The organism is Neorhizobium descurainiae (assembly GCF_051400715.1).
Lineage (GTDB): Bacteria > Pseudomonadota > Alphaproteobacteria > Rhizobiales > Rhizobiaceae > Neorhizobium.
Genome location: NZ_JBLFFK010000003.1, coordinates 103,061 through 117,370, shown reverse-complemented (window position 1 = coordinate 117,370; position 14,310 = coordinate 103,061). Strand labels below are relative to the sequence as shown.

At 63.4% G+C, this 14,310-nt stretch carries 17 protein-coding genes; 10 read left to right on the top strand and 7 right to left on the bottom strand.

All coding sequences use genetic code 11. The features are described from left to right. Positions 1–111 precede the first annotated feature (111 nt). From pgsA to ACMGE0_RS07235, 3 genes are all read left to right on the top strand, one after another. Positions 112–699 carry a CDP-diacylglycerol--glycerol-3-phosphate 3-phosphatidyltransferase gene (pgsA, locus tag ACMGE0_RS07245; protein WP_436815201.1) on the top strand — a complete coding sequence of 196 codons (588 nt, stop codon included), beginning with the start codon at positions 112–114 and terminating at the stop codon, positions 697–699. Further along, positions 696–953 carry a molybdopterin converting factor subunit 1 gene (moaD, locus tag ACMGE0_RS07240; protein ID WP_436815200.1) on the top strand — a complete coding sequence of 86 codons (258 nt, stop codon included), beginning with the start codon at positions 696–698 and terminating at the stop codon, positions 951–953. The genes pgsA and moaD overlap by 4 nt, the downstream gene beginning before the upstream one ends. 186 nt (positions 954–1,139) lie before the next feature. Further along, positions 1,140–1,610: a molybdenum cofactor biosynthesis protein MoaE gene (locus ACMGE0_RS07235; protein ID WP_436815199.1), complete on the top strand. Its 471-nt coding sequence runs from the start codon at positions 1,140–1,142 to the stop codon at positions 1,608–1,610. A gap of 18 nt (positions 1,611–1,628) precedes the next feature. On the opposite strand, the gene ACMGE0_RS07230 is transcribed toward ACMGE0_RS07235, so the two are convergent. From ACMGE0_RS07230 to ACMGE0_RS07220, 3 genes are all read right to left on the bottom strand, one after another. Further along, positions 1,629–2,018, bottom strand: coding sequence for a type II toxin-antitoxin system VapC family toxin (locus ACMGE0_RS07230; RefSeq protein ID WP_436815198.1), 390 nt, complete (start codon positions 2,016–2,018; stop codon positions 1,629–1,631). Continuing rightward, on the bottom strand, positions 2,015–2,248 hold the full coding sequence (locus ACMGE0_RS07225; RefSeq protein WP_436815197.1) for a type II toxin-antitoxin system Phd/YefM family antitoxin: 234 nt from the start codon (positions 2,246–2,248) through the stop codon (positions 2,015–2,017). Before ACMGE0_RS07225 ends, ACMGE0_RS07230 begins: the two co-directional genes overlap by 4 nt. A 96-nt stretch (positions 2,249–2,344) precedes the next feature. Beyond that, positions 2,345–3,241, bottom strand: a complete 897-nt coding sequence (locus ACMGE0_RS07220) for a branched-chain amino acid ABC transporter permease (RefSeq protein WP_436815196.1) — start codon at positions 3,239–3,241, stop codon at positions 2,345–2,347. Positions 3,242–3,307: 66 nt separating this feature from the next. Here ACMGE0_RS07220 and ACMGE0_RS07215 point away from each other — a divergent pair, with 66 nt between their 5' ends. Further along, positions 3,308–3,856, top strand: coding sequence for a CGNR zinc finger domain-containing protein (locus ACMGE0_RS07215; protein ID WP_436815195.1), 549 nt, complete (start codon positions 3,308–3,310; stop codon positions 3,854–3,856). Beyond that, on the top strand, positions 3,853–4,356 hold the full coding sequence (locus tag ACMGE0_RS07210) for a hypothetical protein (RefSeq protein ID WP_436815194.1): 504 nt from the start codon (positions 3,853–3,855) through the stop codon (positions 4,354–4,356). The genes ACMGE0_RS07215 and ACMGE0_RS07210 overlap by 4 nt, the downstream gene beginning before the upstream one ends. Before the next feature lie 488 nt (positions 4,357–4,844). On the opposite strand, the gene ndk is transcribed toward ACMGE0_RS07210, so the two are convergent. Then, the gene (gene ndk, locus ACMGE0_RS07205; RefSeq protein WP_085422928.1) at positions 4,845–5,267 is read right to left on the bottom strand and encodes a nucleoside-diphosphate kinase; all 423 of its coding nucleotides are present in this window, start codon (positions 5,265–5,267) and stop codon (positions 4,845–4,847) included. An 82-nt stretch (positions 5,268–5,349) separates the two neighbouring features. Continuing rightward, positions 5,350–6,039 carry a glutathione S-transferase family protein gene (locus ACMGE0_RS07200; protein WP_436815193.1) on the bottom strand — a complete coding sequence of 230 codons (690 nt, stop codon included), beginning with the start codon at positions 6,037–6,039 and terminating at the stop codon, positions 5,350–5,352. A gap of 227 nt (positions 6,040–6,266) precedes the next feature. Between ACMGE0_RS07200 and ACMGE0_RS07195 the strand changes: the two genes are divergently transcribed. The 5 genes from ACMGE0_RS07195 to ACMGE0_RS07175 all read left to right on the top strand — a co-directional run bounded on the left by ACMGE0_RS07195 (position 6,267) and on the right by ACMGE0_RS07175 (position 12,268). Beyond that, positions 6,267–7,295, top strand: coding sequence for a GGDEF domain-containing protein (locus tag ACMGE0_RS07195; RefSeq protein WP_436815192.1), 1,029 nt, complete (start codon positions 6,267–6,269; stop codon positions 7,293–7,295). Positions 7,296–7,373: 78 nt separating this feature from the next. Further along, positions 7,374–9,257 carry an ABC-F family ATP-binding cassette domain-containing protein gene (locus tag ACMGE0_RS07190; protein WP_436815191.1) on the top strand — a complete coding sequence of 628 codons (1,884 nt, stop codon included), beginning with the start codon at positions 7,374–7,376 and terminating at the stop codon, positions 9,255–9,257. A 222-nt stretch (positions 9,258–9,479) separates the two neighbouring features. Further along, a complete protein-coding gene (locus ACMGE0_RS07185; RefSeq protein WP_436815190.1) occupies positions 9,480–11,522 on the top strand; it encodes a prolyl oligopeptidase family serine peptidase in 2,043 nt (680 codons plus the stop codon). A 91-nt stretch (positions 11,523–11,613) separates the two neighbouring features. Continuing rightward, on the top strand, positions 11,614–11,892 hold the full coding sequence (locus tag ACMGE0_RS07180) for a type II toxin-antitoxin system VapB family antitoxin (protein WP_436815189.1): 279 nt from the start codon (positions 11,614–11,616) through the stop codon (positions 11,890–11,892). After that, positions 11,879–12,268 (top strand): type II toxin-antitoxin system VapC family toxin, encoded by a 390-nt coding sequence (locus tag ACMGE0_RS07175; RefSeq protein ID WP_436815188.1) that lies wholly within the window; start codon positions 11,879–11,881, stop codon positions 12,266–12,268. Before ACMGE0_RS07180 ends, ACMGE0_RS07175 begins: the two co-directional genes overlap by 14 nt. Before the next feature lie 54 nt (positions 12,269–12,322). Here the strand turns inward: ACMGE0_RS07175 and ACMGE0_RS07170 are convergent, their stop codons facing one another. Continuing rightward, on the bottom strand, positions 12,323–12,772 hold the full coding sequence (locus ACMGE0_RS07170) for a DNA polymerase III subunit chi (RefSeq protein ID WP_436815187.1): 450 nt from the start codon (positions 12,770–12,772) through the stop codon (positions 12,323–12,325). Then, positions 12,769–14,262, bottom strand: coding sequence for a leucyl aminopeptidase (locus ACMGE0_RS07165; RefSeq protein WP_436815186.1), 1,494 nt, complete (start codon positions 14,260–14,262; stop codon positions 12,769–12,771). The genes ACMGE0_RS07170 and ACMGE0_RS07165 overlap by 4 nt, the downstream gene beginning before the upstream one ends. Positions 14,263–14,310: the final 48 nt, after the last annotated feature.

Below are 14,310 nucleotides of genomic sequence, written 5' to 3'. Positions count from 1 at the left end.
AAAAGTCGTCGTGGACAGGCTGCCGCAATCCGCTGCAAAAAAGCCGCGGGAACATGTTGACGCTGGGGCCTCAAAGTTTCAACTAGAGGCAAACATCGCAATAGGTCGTCCATGGCTTCCCGCGCATACAACATCCCGAACCTGCTCACCTATGCGCGCATCCTGGCCGTGCCGGTGATCGTGCTGTGCTTCTTCATCGAAGGCCGGCTGGAAAGCTCGGATTTCGCCCGCTGGACGGGGCTGACGATCTTCGTCGTCGCCTCGATCACCGACTATCTCGACGGGTATCTGGCCCGCATCTGGAACCAGACGTCGAATATCGGCCGCATGCTGGACCCGATCGCCGACAAGCTGCTGGTCGCCTCGGTACTGCTCCTTATGGCCGCCGACGGGACGATCGCCGGATGGTCGCTCTGGGCGGCGATCACCATATTGTGCCGCGAAATCCTCGTCTCGGGGCTGCGGGAATATCTCGCGGCGCTGAAGGTCTCCGTGCCGGTGACGCGCATCGCCAAATGGAAGACGACGATCCAGATGGTGGCGATCGCCTTCCTGCTCGCCGGCCCGGCGGGCGACAAGATCGTGCCCTATATCACCGAGCTCGGCATCACGCTGCTGTGGATCGCGGCGATCCTGACCTTCTACACCGGCTACGACTATTTCAAAGCGGGCCTGAAACATCTGGCGGATGAGGAATGACCACGAAACTCGTCTACTTCGCCTGGGTGCGCGAGCGGATCGGCAAGCCGGAGGAGGAAATCGACCTGCCGGCAGGCGTCGTCACCGTGCGCGATTTGCTGAATCACCTCAAGACCCTGGGCGAGGAATACGAGAACGCACTTCAATACCCGGACGTGATCCGCGTCGCGATCAACCAGGAGCATGTGGAGCACGACGAAAAGATTGCCGGCGCACGGGAGATCGGGATATTTCCGCCGATGACCGGAGGGTGAGATGCCTGGGTTCGGAGCCAGCGATGGTGCGCCCGTCTTTTCCCCAGCGGGGAGAAGTGCCGAGCGAATGCGAAGCGATGAGGGGGTGTACATGAGGCAAACGCTTCGGTCCCCACCGTGGCTTCGCCCCCCTCATCCGGCCCTTCGGGCCACCTTCTCCCCGCAGGGGAGAAGAGGAGGTCGCGTATGACGCTATCGAAAATTGCCCCCACCATCCGCGTCCAGTCGGCCGATTTCGACCTGCAAGCCGAAATCGACGCGCTCACGTCCGGCCGCAAGGATATCGGCGCGGTCGTCACCTTCTCCGGCCTCTGCCGCGACGAACAGGGCCAGCTTTCGGCGCTGGAGCTCGAACATTATCCCGGCATGGCGGAGGCGGAGATGCGCCGCATCGCCGAGCTCGCCATCGAGCGCTTCTCGCTCCTAGGCCTCACCGCCGTGCACCGTTACGGCAAGATCCAGCCGGGCGAAAACATCGTACTGGTCGTGGCCGCCGCACCCCATCGGCAGGCCGCTTTCGACGGCGCCGGTTTCATGATGGATTTTTTGAAGACCTCGGCGCCCTTCTGGAAGAAGGAACACGGCACCGACGGCACCGCGGGCGATTGGGTCGCAGCCAGGGATGCCGACGACAGGGCGCGGGACAAGTGGCGCTGATGGTCTAAGGTCGGGACGTCACCAGAGGCGGCTCAAGCCGGGAAGCGTATCGAAGATCTCATCGGCGGATATCAGCGGCACAGAGTAATGCAGCGCGCTTGCTGCCAGAAGCCTGTCAAAAGGATCGCGATGGTCCCAGGCCATCATGGCACCCTCCAAACAGATTTGCGGCGCAAGCGCCGCCACCCTGCCGCCCTGTTCTTCGAGCAGTGCCGGCAGACCGTCGACATAAGGCGTCATCTGCGGCCATTTGCCGAGGCGCACCTTTTGGCCGATTTCGAAAAAGCTGATCGGGCTCACAAGCACGGCATCCGCCTCAAGAATCGCGGCAACCGCCCTCTCGGACAGGCGCTCGTCGCCGGTCAGGGACCAGGCCCAGGCATGGGTGTCGAGCAAGATCGCGGTCAATCCTTGCCTTCCCACAGGCCCAATTCTTCCTCAGCCATCGACTCGAAGAAATCAGGACCTCCGGGCTCGACCTTGTCCTTCAGCAACCCGATCATGAACCTCGTCTGCGGGATCGGCACGATCCTGGCAACAGGGACCTTTCCCTTCGCGATGACGACTTCCTCGCCGGCTTTCGCCAGCTCGATGAGCTTCGACAGATTGGTCTTGGCAGCATGGATCGTGACTTGCATGGGGACTTTCCTTGGCTGGTTTAAGCCATTACATCTAGCTAACTTAGCTAATCAGAGCGACGAAATCCAGCCTCTGGGACGCTGAAATCCAAACCGTTACGGCACCACCCTCTCCCGCCGGCTCATCACCAGCACCGCGACAAGAACAGAGACGATCAGAAGGTCGCGCCAGACGATCGGGCCGTAACCGCTCCACAGCGTCTCCGCGAAGCCGATCACAGCAGCACCTGCCGCCGAACGGAGCGGATGGGAATGGCCGCCGGCTGCGGCGATCAGCACCACTTTCAGCCCGAACAGCAGGCCGGCGCCGAAATCCATCGTGCCGTAATGGGAGGTCGCCAGCACGCCGCAGACCGAGGCGAAGAGCGCCGCGGAGGCATAGGCCGTCACGAAGACGCGGGAGGCATCGGTGCCGGAGAGTTCCGCCGCCAGCGGATCGTCGGCGACCGCCCGCCACATGCGGCCCCAATGGGTACGGGCCAGCACCAGATGACCCGCGCCGATCATCGCCAGCATCACGGCGACATTGACGAGCTGGATCAGCGTCAGGGTCACCGGAAACCCCTCGCCGCGCCAGAAGACGACCACCCCGTTGAGGAAAGGCGGCAGCCAGAGCTCGCGCGTGCCGGAAGCGAGCCGCGCGCCTTCCATCAGCACCATCAGCACGCCGAGCGAAGCGACGATCATTGCGTTCGGCGAGATCTTCGCGAGCGGCCGCATGACGAACTGCCCGACCGTCACCCCTGCCCCGACGCCGCCCAGAAGCGCCGCCGTCGCGCCGAGGCCGAGTGCTGCCGGCAGGACCAGCCAGAACCTGTCCCAGCCCATATGGGCGAAGAGCAGATAGATATGGCCGGAAAAGGCGAAGATCGCGCCGTAGGTGATATCGGCCCGTTTCGTCACCGCGAAGGCGATCGAATACCCGAAGGCGAGCGCCGCATAGAGCGCCGCCAGCGGAACCGCATTCGCCAGTTGCTGCAGCAGATAGGCCATCGGCTCTCCGGTCAACAGCTTCGAATATAACTGGTCAATTGAGTTTTGCCAGTTATAATCCCGTCCATGAGCTTTTCCTGGACCCCGCATCGTTTCGCCGGCGGCGCGCTGGCGCTGGACGTCGCCAACAGCGTCGTCCTGCGTTCCGATCCCGGGCGCAGCATCGACCGTTTCGCCGAACCCGAACAGATGGACGCCTTTCCCAGGGCTGCAAAGCAATTCTCGGCCGAACGCGCCCTGTTCGGCGAGCCGGCGCCGGTGCGGCCGGGGAACCGCGCGCCTTTCCTCGCACTGCGCGAGGCGATCGACCGCTATTTTCGCGCCCGTGTCCTCAGGGATGACACCCATGGATTGCTCGCCGATTTTCTCGAAGCCGCGGCCGCCATCCTGCGCCAGACGGAAGAAGGGTCGCTCGAAGCGGCGACCGCCCATTCGGCATTGAGGCTTTTGGCGGAGGAGGAAATCGCGCGGCTGAAAATCTGCGGCAATTGCGGCTGGCTGTTCATCGACCGCAGCCGGAACCGCAGCCGCGCGTGGTGCGACATGGCCGTCTGCGGCAACCGAGTCAAAGCCAGCCGCCATTACCACCGGAAGAAGAAGGAGGCCGCGTCATGATGCGCCGGCTCCTGGCCTGCGGCCTTGCCCTGGTCGTGCTGGCCTCCTGCCAGCGGGAGGCGGAGGGAAAATTCGCCGAGCTCTCAGGCCGGATATTCGTCTTCAACTACCGCGTGGCTACGGCGAACTATCTCGTCACGCTGCGCAAGACTGCGCCCTTGCCGGAAGGCGCCTACGCGGAAGCCGAGTTCGAGAACCCTGAGGGTGGCGCGCCGCTCGTGGTACGGCAGAAGCTTTTCCCGGTCATGGAAAAGATCGTGCTGCAAAGCCCGAACCTCAAATGCGTGAAGAAGGACCGGCCGTATTCGGTCAAGATCCGCCTGGTCGACGCCGGTGAAAAGCCGCTGCAGACGATCGAAACGAGCATCACGTCCGACGTGGACCAGACCGTCATGCCGTCGAAGCCGCTCGTGGTCGGGCCTCTCTATACGCCGAACCCGGAAGTCTTTCGCGCCGACGGCAGGGCGGATTACGGCAAGGAAGACAACTGTCCGGCGTGAAACTCCCTCTTCCCCAGCGTGTGGTCGGTGAGACCATCTTCGGGATCAGAAGCGGCGCGGCAAACTCCCGCCGATCTCCCCCCTTGAGGGGGAGATGTCACCGAAGGTGACAGAGGGGGGTGGCGCCACGAACTCAACGGCAGAAGAGTATGCCGCAGCCCCCCTCTGCCCTGCCGGGCATCTCCCCCTCAAGGGGGGAGATCAGTATGCCGCACCGTCCCGCCTCCACAGAGGAAGGCAAAAGCTTCCAGCTTTGCTAACAAAAAAGCCGGGGCAGAACCCCGGCTTCGGCTTTTCAGATTGCTGACAAAGGCGAAAACTTCTCTTTCGTCATGCTCGGGCCTGTCCCGAGCATCTGCAAACCATCGACGTTTATAGATCCTCGGCACAAGGCCGAGGATGACGCCGAGTAGGACGGAAGGTTCGTCAACAAGCTGAAAAGCCGGGGCAGAACCCCGGCTTTCTTGTTCAATCGCTGCCTTCGGCGATCAGCCGACGATCTCGGTTTCGGAGAACCAGTAAGCGATTTCCTGGACGGCGGTTTCCGGAGCGTCCGAGCCGTGGACGGAGTTTTCGCCGATCGACAGGGCGAAGGTCTTGCGGATGGTGCCCTCGGCGGCGTTTGCCGGGTTGGTGGCGCCCATGATCTCGCGGTTCTTCAGGATGGCGTTCTCGCCTTCCAGGACCTGGACGACGGTCGGGCCGGAGGTCATGCCTTCGACGAGCTCGCCGAAGAAGGGGCGGTCCTTGTGGACGGCATAAAAACCTTCGGCTTCGCGCTTGCTCATCCAGACGCGCTTGGAAGCGATGACGCGCAGGCCATTGTCTTCAAATACCTTGGTGATGGCGCCGGTCAGGTTGCGCTTGGTGGCATCCGGCTTGATCATCGAAAACGTGCGTTCAATCGCCATTGTTCTATCCTTTGTTTCCAAGAGGGAAAGTGGGCGGTCTTTACCCGCCCCTTCCGCCGGAAACAAGGGGGTTCCGGCAATTTCACGCGGCTGTCACACGGCGGCCGGTCGCGTCGTGCAGGTCGAGGCAACGCTCGAACCACGAGGCCACCGGATCGTCGTCGGCGAAGACCTTGGAGCCTGCGGTGATGCGCATCCACTGCAGCGCGCCGAAGAGGATGTAATCGGCGAAGAGCGGCCCGTCGCCGCCGAGAAACTCCTGATATTTCAGGGTCTGCCGCACCGGTTCCAGCTTGGCCGCGAAGGCGGCGATCTCCGCGTCGCGTCCGGCCTTCACCTCTTCCAGCGTCCTGCCGAGAAAGGCTTCACGGGTCTTGCGGAAATAGACCTGATCGGTTTCGCCCAGCATGTCATGAATGTCGGCGACGGCGATGTTGACGATCGCCGGATGGATGATGGTCTGCGAAAAGCGCTCGACGAAGCGCGACAGCGCCTTGCCGCCCTCGCCGCCGAAGAGCGTCGGCCGGTCGGGATAGGTCTCCTCCAGGTAAAGCGCGATGTCGAAACTGTCGCGGATGAGCTCGTTGCCGTCCCTCAAAATCGGCACCGTCTTCGAGAACCCGTTCTCCAGGCTCGGGATTTCCGTAAAGGGCGTCGGCTTTTCGACGAAGTCGAGCTGCTTGTGGCGCAGCGCCAGCACCACCTTCCAGCAATGGGGAGAGAAAGGGCGGCTCTCGTCGGCGCCGCAGAGCGAATAGAGGATGCGGGTCATGTCAGCTCCTGATGTTCGGGCGCAGATAATGGAGGCAAATCCGCCGTCAAATCCAGTCAGGAAAATTCATGGATGGCATTCCGGAAACGCCTGCACCTTCTCTTAACCCGTAATGCCTTTTTAACCGTAACACCGGGCGAATTGCCGCTTTTCAGCAGATGTTAAAGGACGATCGCCGATAGGTTGCCGCAATATCGAACAAACCGATTAGACCCCAGGGAACGAACATGGCGGGCGAAACCAGCAAGAGGGCGTGGGACCGGAACCTGCAGATGGTGAGCCAGCAGATGGCGAGGCTGGAGGTGAGCGGCCTGCCGCGCAATTACGAACTTTTTCACGAGGCCCTGTCGGGTTCCGATGCGGCGCTTTCCCGCGACGTGCTGGCTCTGCCGGCCGCGCCGTCGCAGGCAATGCTCGACGAGATCGGCATCCGGCATCAATTGCCGGGCTTCGTCGCACTCGCCACGCCGAGGTCGCGCGACCAGGAGATCAAGCTGCTTCTGGAACTCCGCGAAAAGATGGCAAGCGGCGTGACGCAGAAACAGGGCTTCACCCGCGTTCTGGAAGCCGTCGCCCGCAGTCTCCGTGAGGACAGCGACGCAGGCCCGGGCGATATTCTCGCCGAGATCGAATATCTGAGCGTCTCCCTCTCGGACGCCGTGGTGGCCGAAACGGAACTGGAGGCAGCCCTTCGGGCCGGCGTCGACCGTCTCGTCAACGCGGAGCAAAGGACCGCCGCCGCCCGTTCGGTCACCCTGCGCGACCGGCTCACTTCGCTGCCGAACCATGCCGCGCTTGCCGAGCGCCTGGAGGCGCTCTACGCGTCTCCGGCGGATGACCGCGGCACCGCGCTTTTTCTGGTCACGATCACGGATCTCGGGGATTTGGCCCGCACCTATGGCGGGCCGGCGGCCAACCGCATCGTGAAGAAGGCCGCCACGATCTTCCGCAAGGCCGTCAAGAAACACGACTTCGTGGCGCGCATCGGCGGCGGTGACTTCGCCTTCCTGTTCCAGGCCGTCGAGGGCGACAGCGTGTATCCGATCGCCGACCGGCTCAATGCCTCGATCGCCGACAACCTCGTCTTCGCCGCCTCCGACCGGGCGAGCGCGACGCTGGGTCTTTCGATCGGCGTGGCGCTGACGCGGGACGCGTTCTCTCCGCAGCAATTGCGCCTGCAGGCGACGGCTGCACTGGACCTGTCGAAGGCGAACGGCCGTCCCGCCCTCTTCGTGCCCCACGAATCCCGGGGCTAGTCCTCCGCGCGTATCTCATGGCGACGGATGCCCGCCGGCGTCTTGCCTTCACGGTGAGTTTCGGCCAAAACCGCGGCCATGATCACGATCACCGACCTTTCCGCCCGCGTCGCCGGGCGCCTTCTCCTCGACAATGCCAGCGTGACGCTTCCGGCGGGCACGAAGGCCGGGCTCGTGGGCCGCAACGGCGCCGGCAAGTCGACGCTCTTCCGGGTGATCACCGGCGATCTCGCCGCCGAAAGCGGTTCGGTCACCATTCCGAAGAACGCCCGCATCGGCCAGGTGGCGCAGGAGGCACCGGGCACGGAGGAATCGCTGATCTCCATCGTGCTTTCGGCCGACAAGGAGCGCACCGCACTTCTCGCCGAAGCCGAAACGGCAACCGATCCGCACCGGATCGCCGAAATCCAGATGCGGCTGGTGGACATCGACGCCCATTCGGCCGAAGCGCGCGCGGCGAGCATCCTCGCCGGCCTCGGCTTCGACCACGAGGCACAGCATCGTCCCGCCTCCTCCTTCTCCGGCGGCTGGCGCATGCGCGTGGCGCTCGCGGCGGTTCTTTTTGCCGAACCGGACCTGCTTCTCCTCGACGAGCCGACCAACTATCTCGACCTCGAAGGCACGATGTGGCTCGAAGATTACGTGCGGCGCTATCCGCATACGGTCATCGTCATCAGCCACGACCGCGACCTCCTGAACAACGCCGTCAACGCCATCGTCCATCTCGATAGGCAAAAACTGACCTTCTATCGGGGCGGCTACGACCAGTTCGAGCGGCAGAAGGCCGAGGCCGACGAATTGCAGATGAAGGCGAAGGCAAAGAGCGACGCCGCCCGTAAACACATCCAGAGCTATATCGACCGCTTCCGCTACAAGGCCTCCAAGGCAAGGCAGGCGCAGAGCCGCATCAAGGCGCTGGAGCGCATGGGCACCGTCGCTGCGGTCATCGAAGACCATGTCCAGCCGATCACCTTCCCGGAGCCCGAGAAGCAGCCCGCCTCGCCGATCGTCGCGATCTCCAAGGGCGCGGTCGGGTATATGCCGGGCAAGCCGATCCTCAAGAACATCACCCTCAGGATCGACAACGACGACCGCATCGCGCTGCTCGGCTCGAACGGCAACGGCAAGTCCACCTTCGCAAAGCTCATCTCCGGCCGCCTCGATGCCGAAAGCGGCGAGATGAAGCGTGCCGCCGGTTTGAAGATCGGCTTCTTCGCCCAGCATCAGCTCGACGACCTGATCCCCAACGAAACGCCGGTCGACCACGTCCGCCGGCTGATGCCGCAGGCCCCCGAGGCGCAGGTGCGCGCCCGCGTGGCGCAGATGGGGCTTGCGACCGAAAAGATGGCGACCGCCGCCAAGGACCTCTCAGGCGGCGAGAAGGCGCGTCTCCTCATGGGGCTTGCCGCCTTCCACGCGCCGAACCTGCTGATCCTCGACGAGCCCACCAACCATCTCGACATCGACAGCCGCCGGGCGCTGATCGAGGCGCTCAACGATTACGACGGCGCCGTCATCCTGATTTCCCACGACCGGCACCTGATCGAGGCGACCGTCGACCGGCTGTGGCTGGTCAACGAGGGCACGGTCAAAGCGTTCGAAGGCGATCTCGACGAGTATCGCGACCTGATCGTCTCGTCCGGCCGCAGGAAGGACGAGAAGCCGCAGGCCTCCGAGGAGCCGGCCTCGAAATCCGAACAGCGCAAGGTGAATGCCGAAAAGCGCGCCTCGCTCGCGCCGCTCAGGAAAAAGATCAATGAAATCGAATCCGTGACGGCAAAGCTTGAGAAGCAGATAGAGGCGCTTGATAAAGAGCTTGCGGACCCGGCGCTCTACGACAAGTCGCCTACCAAGGCAGCGAGCAAGGCCAAGGAACGCGGCGAAGCGGCCGCCAAGCTCGCCGCGGCGGAAGAGGAATGGCTGATGCTTTCGGCGGAGTATGAGGAAGCGATGGCGGGTTAACGCGGACTTCCGCGCTCACGATCGTCATCCTCGGCCTCGTGCCGAGGATCTAAACACGGAGCGACAAATCGAACCGTCGCAGATGCTCGGGACAGGCCCGAGCATGACGGTGGAGCAGATCAAAGCTCTGGCACATCATTCCGGATTGATGGAAGCACCGGTTGTCCCGCCCCTCCGCCATGCCTAGGTAAGGGCTTCCAACCACCAGAGGATGCCCTTTTCATGGACCTTTTTCTCGAAACCGACGACGACCCGAAGACGATCGCCTTCGTTGCCGAACGCAACGAACATTCCGACCGCCGGTTCAGGACGCCGGAATTCGAGAAGGACCGTGACGTCCTGAAAGCGATGATCGAGCGCGAGGACCGGCTGATCGTGCCGACGCGGCGCGGCAGGTGGCTGTTCGATTTCCACCGTTCGAAAAACAATCCGCTCGGCATCTGGCGCCGCCTGCCCGCCGACCAGGAGCCTCGCCCGGACGCCCCCTGGGAAACCGTCTTCGATGTCGACGCTTTCTGCAGACAGGAAGGCAAGCGCTGGATCTATTCCGGCGCGATCACCTCCCCATACGAGCCGACGCGCGTGCTGCTGATCCTGTCCGACGGCGGCTCCGATCAGTTGCGGCTCCTGGAATTCGACACGGAAACGAAGACGATCGTGGAGGGCGGCTTCGATACGCCGCCGGCGCGGGCCCATGCCGCCTGGCTCGGTCCCGACGAGATCGCCTATTTCGGCTCGGTCGACGAATTCTCCGCCACCCGCTCCGGCTGGCCGCGCGTCGGCCGGCGCCTCCGGCGCGGCGTCGATCCGAAGAATGCCCCTATCCTATACGAAGCCGGCAAGGACGATGTCACGGGCATGGGCGGCATCATCGATCCGCTCTATTGGGGCGGTGCGCCGAACGAACGGCCGATCGAGATATTCACAGCCGTCCACGACATCGGGAAGGCGAGTTACGAGGTACGGGACGCCGGCGGAAACCTTCGCCGTCTCGACCTGCCGACGGAATCGGACATCGACTACAACCACAGCCATGTTCTGTGGCGGGCGAAGACCGAGGAGCGTTATCCGAGCGGCAGCCTTATCCTGCAGGATTTTGCCCCCTTCGCCTCCGAACCGCTCGGCAAGGCCCGCGTGCTCTTCGCCCCCAGGGAGGGGCAGTCGGTTTCGCAATTCGCACTGCTGAAGACCTGGGCCGTATTCGTGGTCCGCGACCGGATGATGCCGAAGCTCTTCCTCATCGACCTGACGAGGCCGGATGCGGAACCGCAGGAATTGCCGCTGCCGGCCGGCTTGCAGACCGTCAGCTTCCGCCTGCTCGATGCCGACCTGACGCTCGGCGAGGAAATCCTTACCGTCGTCGGTCAGGGTTTTCTTCTCCCTTCCAGCGCCTACCGCCTCGACCTCACCGACCGCAGCACGAAGCCGGAACTCATTCCGGCCGGCTCGTCGCCCGCCTATTTCGACGCCGAAGGCATGCGCTCCGAACTTCTGGAGGCGACTTCGGAAGACGGCACGAAGGTGCCCTATCACATCGTGTTTCCGAAAACCTGGGCGAAGGGCGAGCTGCCGGTGCTGATGTACGGCTACGGCGGATTTGCGGTGCCGCTGTCGCCCGTCTATTCCGGCGCCTACGGGCTGTGGCTCGGGCAAGGCGGCGCCTTCGTGCAGGCATACATTCGCGGCGGCGGGGAACTCGGCCCCGACTGGCATACGACCGCCAAGGGAAAAGGCCGCCACAAGGCCTTCGAGGATTTCGTCGCTGTCGCCCGCGATCTCGTGAAGCGTGGCTATACCAAGCCGGCACGCATTGCCTGCAACGGCGGCAGCAATGGCGGCTTGCTCACGTCGGTAATGCTGACCCGCTATCCGGAAGATTTCGGCGCGGTGTGGACCTCCGTGCCGGTGATCGACATGTCACGCTTCCATCTGTTTCCCTCGGGCAAGGCGTGGATGGACGAGTACGGCAACCCCGAAGTGGCCGACGAGCTCGATTACATGTTGTCTTATTCGCCTCTGCATCAGGTGAAGCCGGCGAGCGAAATCACCTATCCGCCGGTCTATGTCGAAAGCTCGACCAACGACGACCGCGTGCATCCTTCGCACGCCCGCCGCTTCGCCAAGCGGCTTCTGGACGAGGGACATGAACCGTTCTTCCGGGAATATGGCTCCGGCGGTCATGGCGGCGCGGGCGATACGACCGAAATGGCGGAGCGACAGGCCATGGGCCACAGCTTCCTGCGTCAGACAATTATGAAAGATTGACGCATCAGCGCGACCGGAGGCACCCTGCCCTCAGGTTGTCCCTTTGCCGGAGATACACTATGTTCAAGGCGTACTCCCAAGAGGCGTTGCCATGGCCCTTCATATCACTGACCCGAAGCTCGACGAGCTCGCCGAGCAGGCACAGAAAATTCTAAACGCCCCGACCAAGACGGACGCAATCCGGCAGGCTCTGGAACGCGTGGTAGAGAAGGAGCCGGCAGAGGTCGAAAAAGCACCGAAACGTCCTCTGAGAGAGCGGCTTGATCAATTGAGAAAAGAGTTCAACCTGCCTCCGTATGAATCTTTGGAGCGTTTCGACGAGAAAGCGTTCCTGGACGAGATGTGGGGCGAGAACGATGTTCATCGATAGTTCGGCTATCGTCGAGATATTGATCGATGGCCAAAGGGCGGACGAATTGCTTGACCGCATGGCCGGTAGCCCGGCCGTCGTCACCGGTCCCACCGTCCTCTATGAAGCTGCAACGGTACTGACGACGCGGCTCGTCAGACAGCCAGAGGAAACCAAGCTCCTGATCCGACGTTTTATCGAACGTTTCGGCATTCAGGTGCTTCCTGCCTCATCCGAAACGGCCTTTTCAGCGGTGGATGCCTTCGCCCGGTACGGCAAGGGCCGGCATCCGGCAAAGCTGAATTTCGGCGATTGCTTCAGTTATGCCGGCGCCAGGGAGGCAGGCACTCCCCTGCTCTATATCGGCGAGGATTTCGTCCAAACGGACCTTGCCTGAGCTTGTGGCGCGTTTCGGTGCCGCAAACCGCCGGAGCACCTTGCGCGACAGGCTTCAGGCCTTCTTCACCCAGCGCCCCTCTTCCGACTGCTGCCAGTAGGTCAGCGCATGTCCTTCGCCCTTGAGCCTCTTCCACTGGGCGCGGGCGCCTTCGAGCTGGGCGGCGTCGTAGCCGTCGAACATGAAGACGATCCGCTCATAGTCGGCCACCGGCGGCGGCTCGGCGCCGTCCACCAGAAACCGCACGTTCGCGCCGTTGCGGTTTCCGGCGTCGGCGGTCAGGAGCACCGGCTGGGCGTCGGCCATCGGCGTGGCGGCGGTGCCGTGCGGAAGAAAGCTGTCCTCGCGGAAGGTCCACAGATGCGCGTCGAGAAAATCCCGCCGCGCCTCCTCGTTTGTCTGCACGACCACCTTCCAGCCGCGCTCGACGCTCTTTTCCAGGAGCGCCGGCAGGGCGTCCTCGAGCTTGGACTCGGTCAGGTGATAGAAGAGAACTTCGGTCATCGGCCTTCGTAGTGCGCGCGAACCAATTCGTCCAGCAGCCGGACGCCGTAACCCGAACCCCAGGACTGATTGATCTCGCTGGCGGGCGAATTCATCGCCGTGCCGGCGATGTCGAGATGCGCCCAGGGCGTTTCCCCGACAAAGCGCTTCAAAAGCTGGGCGGCGGTGATCGAACCGGCGTAGCGCCCGCCGGTGTTCTTCATGTCGGCGAACTTGGAATCGATCATCTTGTCGTAATCCTTGCCGAGCGGCATGCGCCACAGACGCTCGCCAGTCACCTCGCCGGCCGCCGTCAATTGGCCGGCGAGCGTGTCGTCGTTGGAAAAAAGGCCGGCATGCAGGTTGCCGAGCGCCACCATGATCGCACCCGTCAGCGTCGCGAGATTGATCATGAAGCGGGGCTTGAAGCGCTCGTTGCAGTAAAAGAGCGCATCGGCGAGCACGAGCCGGCCTTCCGCATCGGTGTTGATGATCTCGATCGTCTGGCCGGACATGGTGGTGACGATGTCGCCCGGACGCTGCGCGTTGCCGTCCGGCATGTTCTCGACAAGGCCGATGATGCCGACGACGTTGGCCTTGGCCTTGCGGGCGGCGAGCGTGTGGATGAGGCCGGTGACGGCGGCGGCCCCGCCCATATCGCCCTTCATGTCCTCCATGCCGGCGCCGGGCTTGATCGAAATGCCGCCGGTGTCGAAGACGACCCCCTTGCCGATGAAGGCGACCGGCGCATCCTTCGCCTTGCCGCCCTTCCAGTGCATGACGGCGAGCCGCGGCGGCCGGGCCGAGCCCTGCGCCACGCCGAGCAGCGCGCCCATGCCGAGCTTTTTCATTTCCTTCTCGGTGAGGATGTCCACCTCGACGCCGAGCTTTTCGAGCTCCTTCGCCTTGTCGGCGAACTCGACCGGACCGAGCACGTTGGGCGGCAGGTTGACGAGGTCGCGCGCCAGGAGGACGCCGCCGGCGATCGCTTCCGATTCGGCGAAAGCCTTCTTGGCTGCCGCATGTGCGGCGGTGACGATCGTCACCTTCACCGTCTTCGGTGCCTTGTCCTCGTCGTCGCCCTTCTTCGTCTTGTAGGCATCGAAACCATAGGCGCGCAGCAGCATGCCGAGCGCGAAATCGGCCGCCTGCGCGCCGTCGACCGTCAGGCCCGGGGCATCCAGGAAAATCGCCACCTTGCTCATCGATCTGACGGAGGCTGCCGCAACGCCGCCTGCCTTCAGCCAGTCGTAGGCCGTCAGCGCATCCGCCTTGCCGAGGCCCAGCACCATCAGCCGGTCGGCCGGCGAACCCTGCGGGGCGATGATGTCGAGCACCGTCATGGGCTTGCCGGAAAATCTGCCTATTTCGGAGGCTCTCGCCACGATCCCGGCCGGATCGGCTTCCGCCGCACCCGCCGCCGGTCCGTCGCCGGCAAGCTTGAGCTGAATGGCAAGGCCGCCATCGATCCTGGCGGACTTGGCGAAGGAGATATCGAATTTCAGGGACATTGCGACTCCAGAAGGCTTTTCGAGACGAACGGCGATCATCGCCGTTTC

What these genes read in the sequence shown, in the direction of transcription:
- pgsA (WP_436815201.1), top strand. Translation starts at nt 112, where the DNA reads ATGGCTTCCCGCGCATACAACATCCCGAACCTGCTCACCTATGCGCGC.
- moaD (WP_436815200.1), top strand. Translation starts at nt 696, where the DNA reads ATGACCACGAAACTCGTCTACTTCGCCTGGGTGCGCGAGCGGATCGGC.
- ACMGE0_RS07235 (WP_436815199.1), top strand. Translation starts at nt 1,140, where the DNA reads ATGACGCTATCGAAAATTGCCCCCACCATCCGCGTCCAGTCGGCCGAT.
- ACMGE0_RS07225 (WP_436815197.1), bottom strand. Translation starts at nt 2,248, where the DNA reads ATGCAAGTCACGATCCATGCTGCCAAGACCAATCTGTCGAAGCTCATC.
- ACMGE0_RS07220 (WP_436815196.1), bottom strand. Translation starts at nt 3,241, where the DNA reads ATGGCCTATCTGCTGCAGCAACTGGCGAATGCGGTTCCGCTGGCGGCG.
- ACMGE0_RS07215 (WP_436815195.1), top strand. Translation starts at nt 3,308, where the DNA reads ATGAGCTTTTCCTGGACCCCGCATCGTTTCGCCGGCGGCGCGCTGGCG.
- ACMGE0_RS07210 (WP_436815194.1), top strand. Translation starts at nt 3,853, where the DNA reads ATGATGCGCCGGCTCCTGGCCTGCGGCCTTGCCCTGGTCGTGCTGGCC.
- ndk (WP_085422928.1), bottom strand. Translation starts at nt 5,267, where the DNA reads ATGGCGATTGAACGCACGTTTTCGATGATCAAGCCGGATGCCACCAAG.
- ACMGE0_RS07200 (WP_436815193.1), bottom strand. Translation starts at nt 6,039, where the DNA reads ATGACCCGCATCCTCTATTCGCTCTGCGGCGCCGACGAGAGCCGCCCT.
- ACMGE0_RS07195 (WP_436815192.1), top strand. Translation starts at nt 6,267, where the DNA reads ATGGCGGGCGAAACCAGCAAGAGGGCGTGGGACCGGAACCTGCAGATG.
- ACMGE0_RS07190 (WP_436815191.1), top strand. Translation starts at nt 7,374, where the DNA reads ATGATCACGATCACCGACCTTTCCGCCCGCGTCGCCGGGCGCCTTCTC.
- ACMGE0_RS07185 (WP_436815190.1), top strand. Translation starts at nt 9,480, where the DNA reads ATGGACCTTTTTCTCGAAACCGACGACGACCCGAAGACGATCGCCTTC.
- ACMGE0_RS07180 (WP_436815189.1), top strand. Translation starts at nt 11,614, where the DNA reads ATGGCCCTTCATATCACTGACCCGAAGCTCGACGAGCTCGCCGAGCAG.
- ACMGE0_RS07175 (WP_436815188.1), top strand. Translation starts at nt 11,879, where the DNA reads ATGTTCATCGATAGTTCGGCTATCGTCGAGATATTGATCGATGGCCAA.
- ACMGE0_RS07170 (WP_436815187.1), bottom strand. Translation starts at nt 12,772, where the DNA reads ATGACCGAAGTTCTCTTCTATCACCTGACCGAGTCCAAGCTCGAGGAC.
- ACMGE0_RS07165 (WP_436815186.1), bottom strand. Translation starts at nt 14,262, where the DNA reads ATGTCCCTGAAATTCGATATCTCCTTCGCCAAGTCCGCCAGGATCGAT.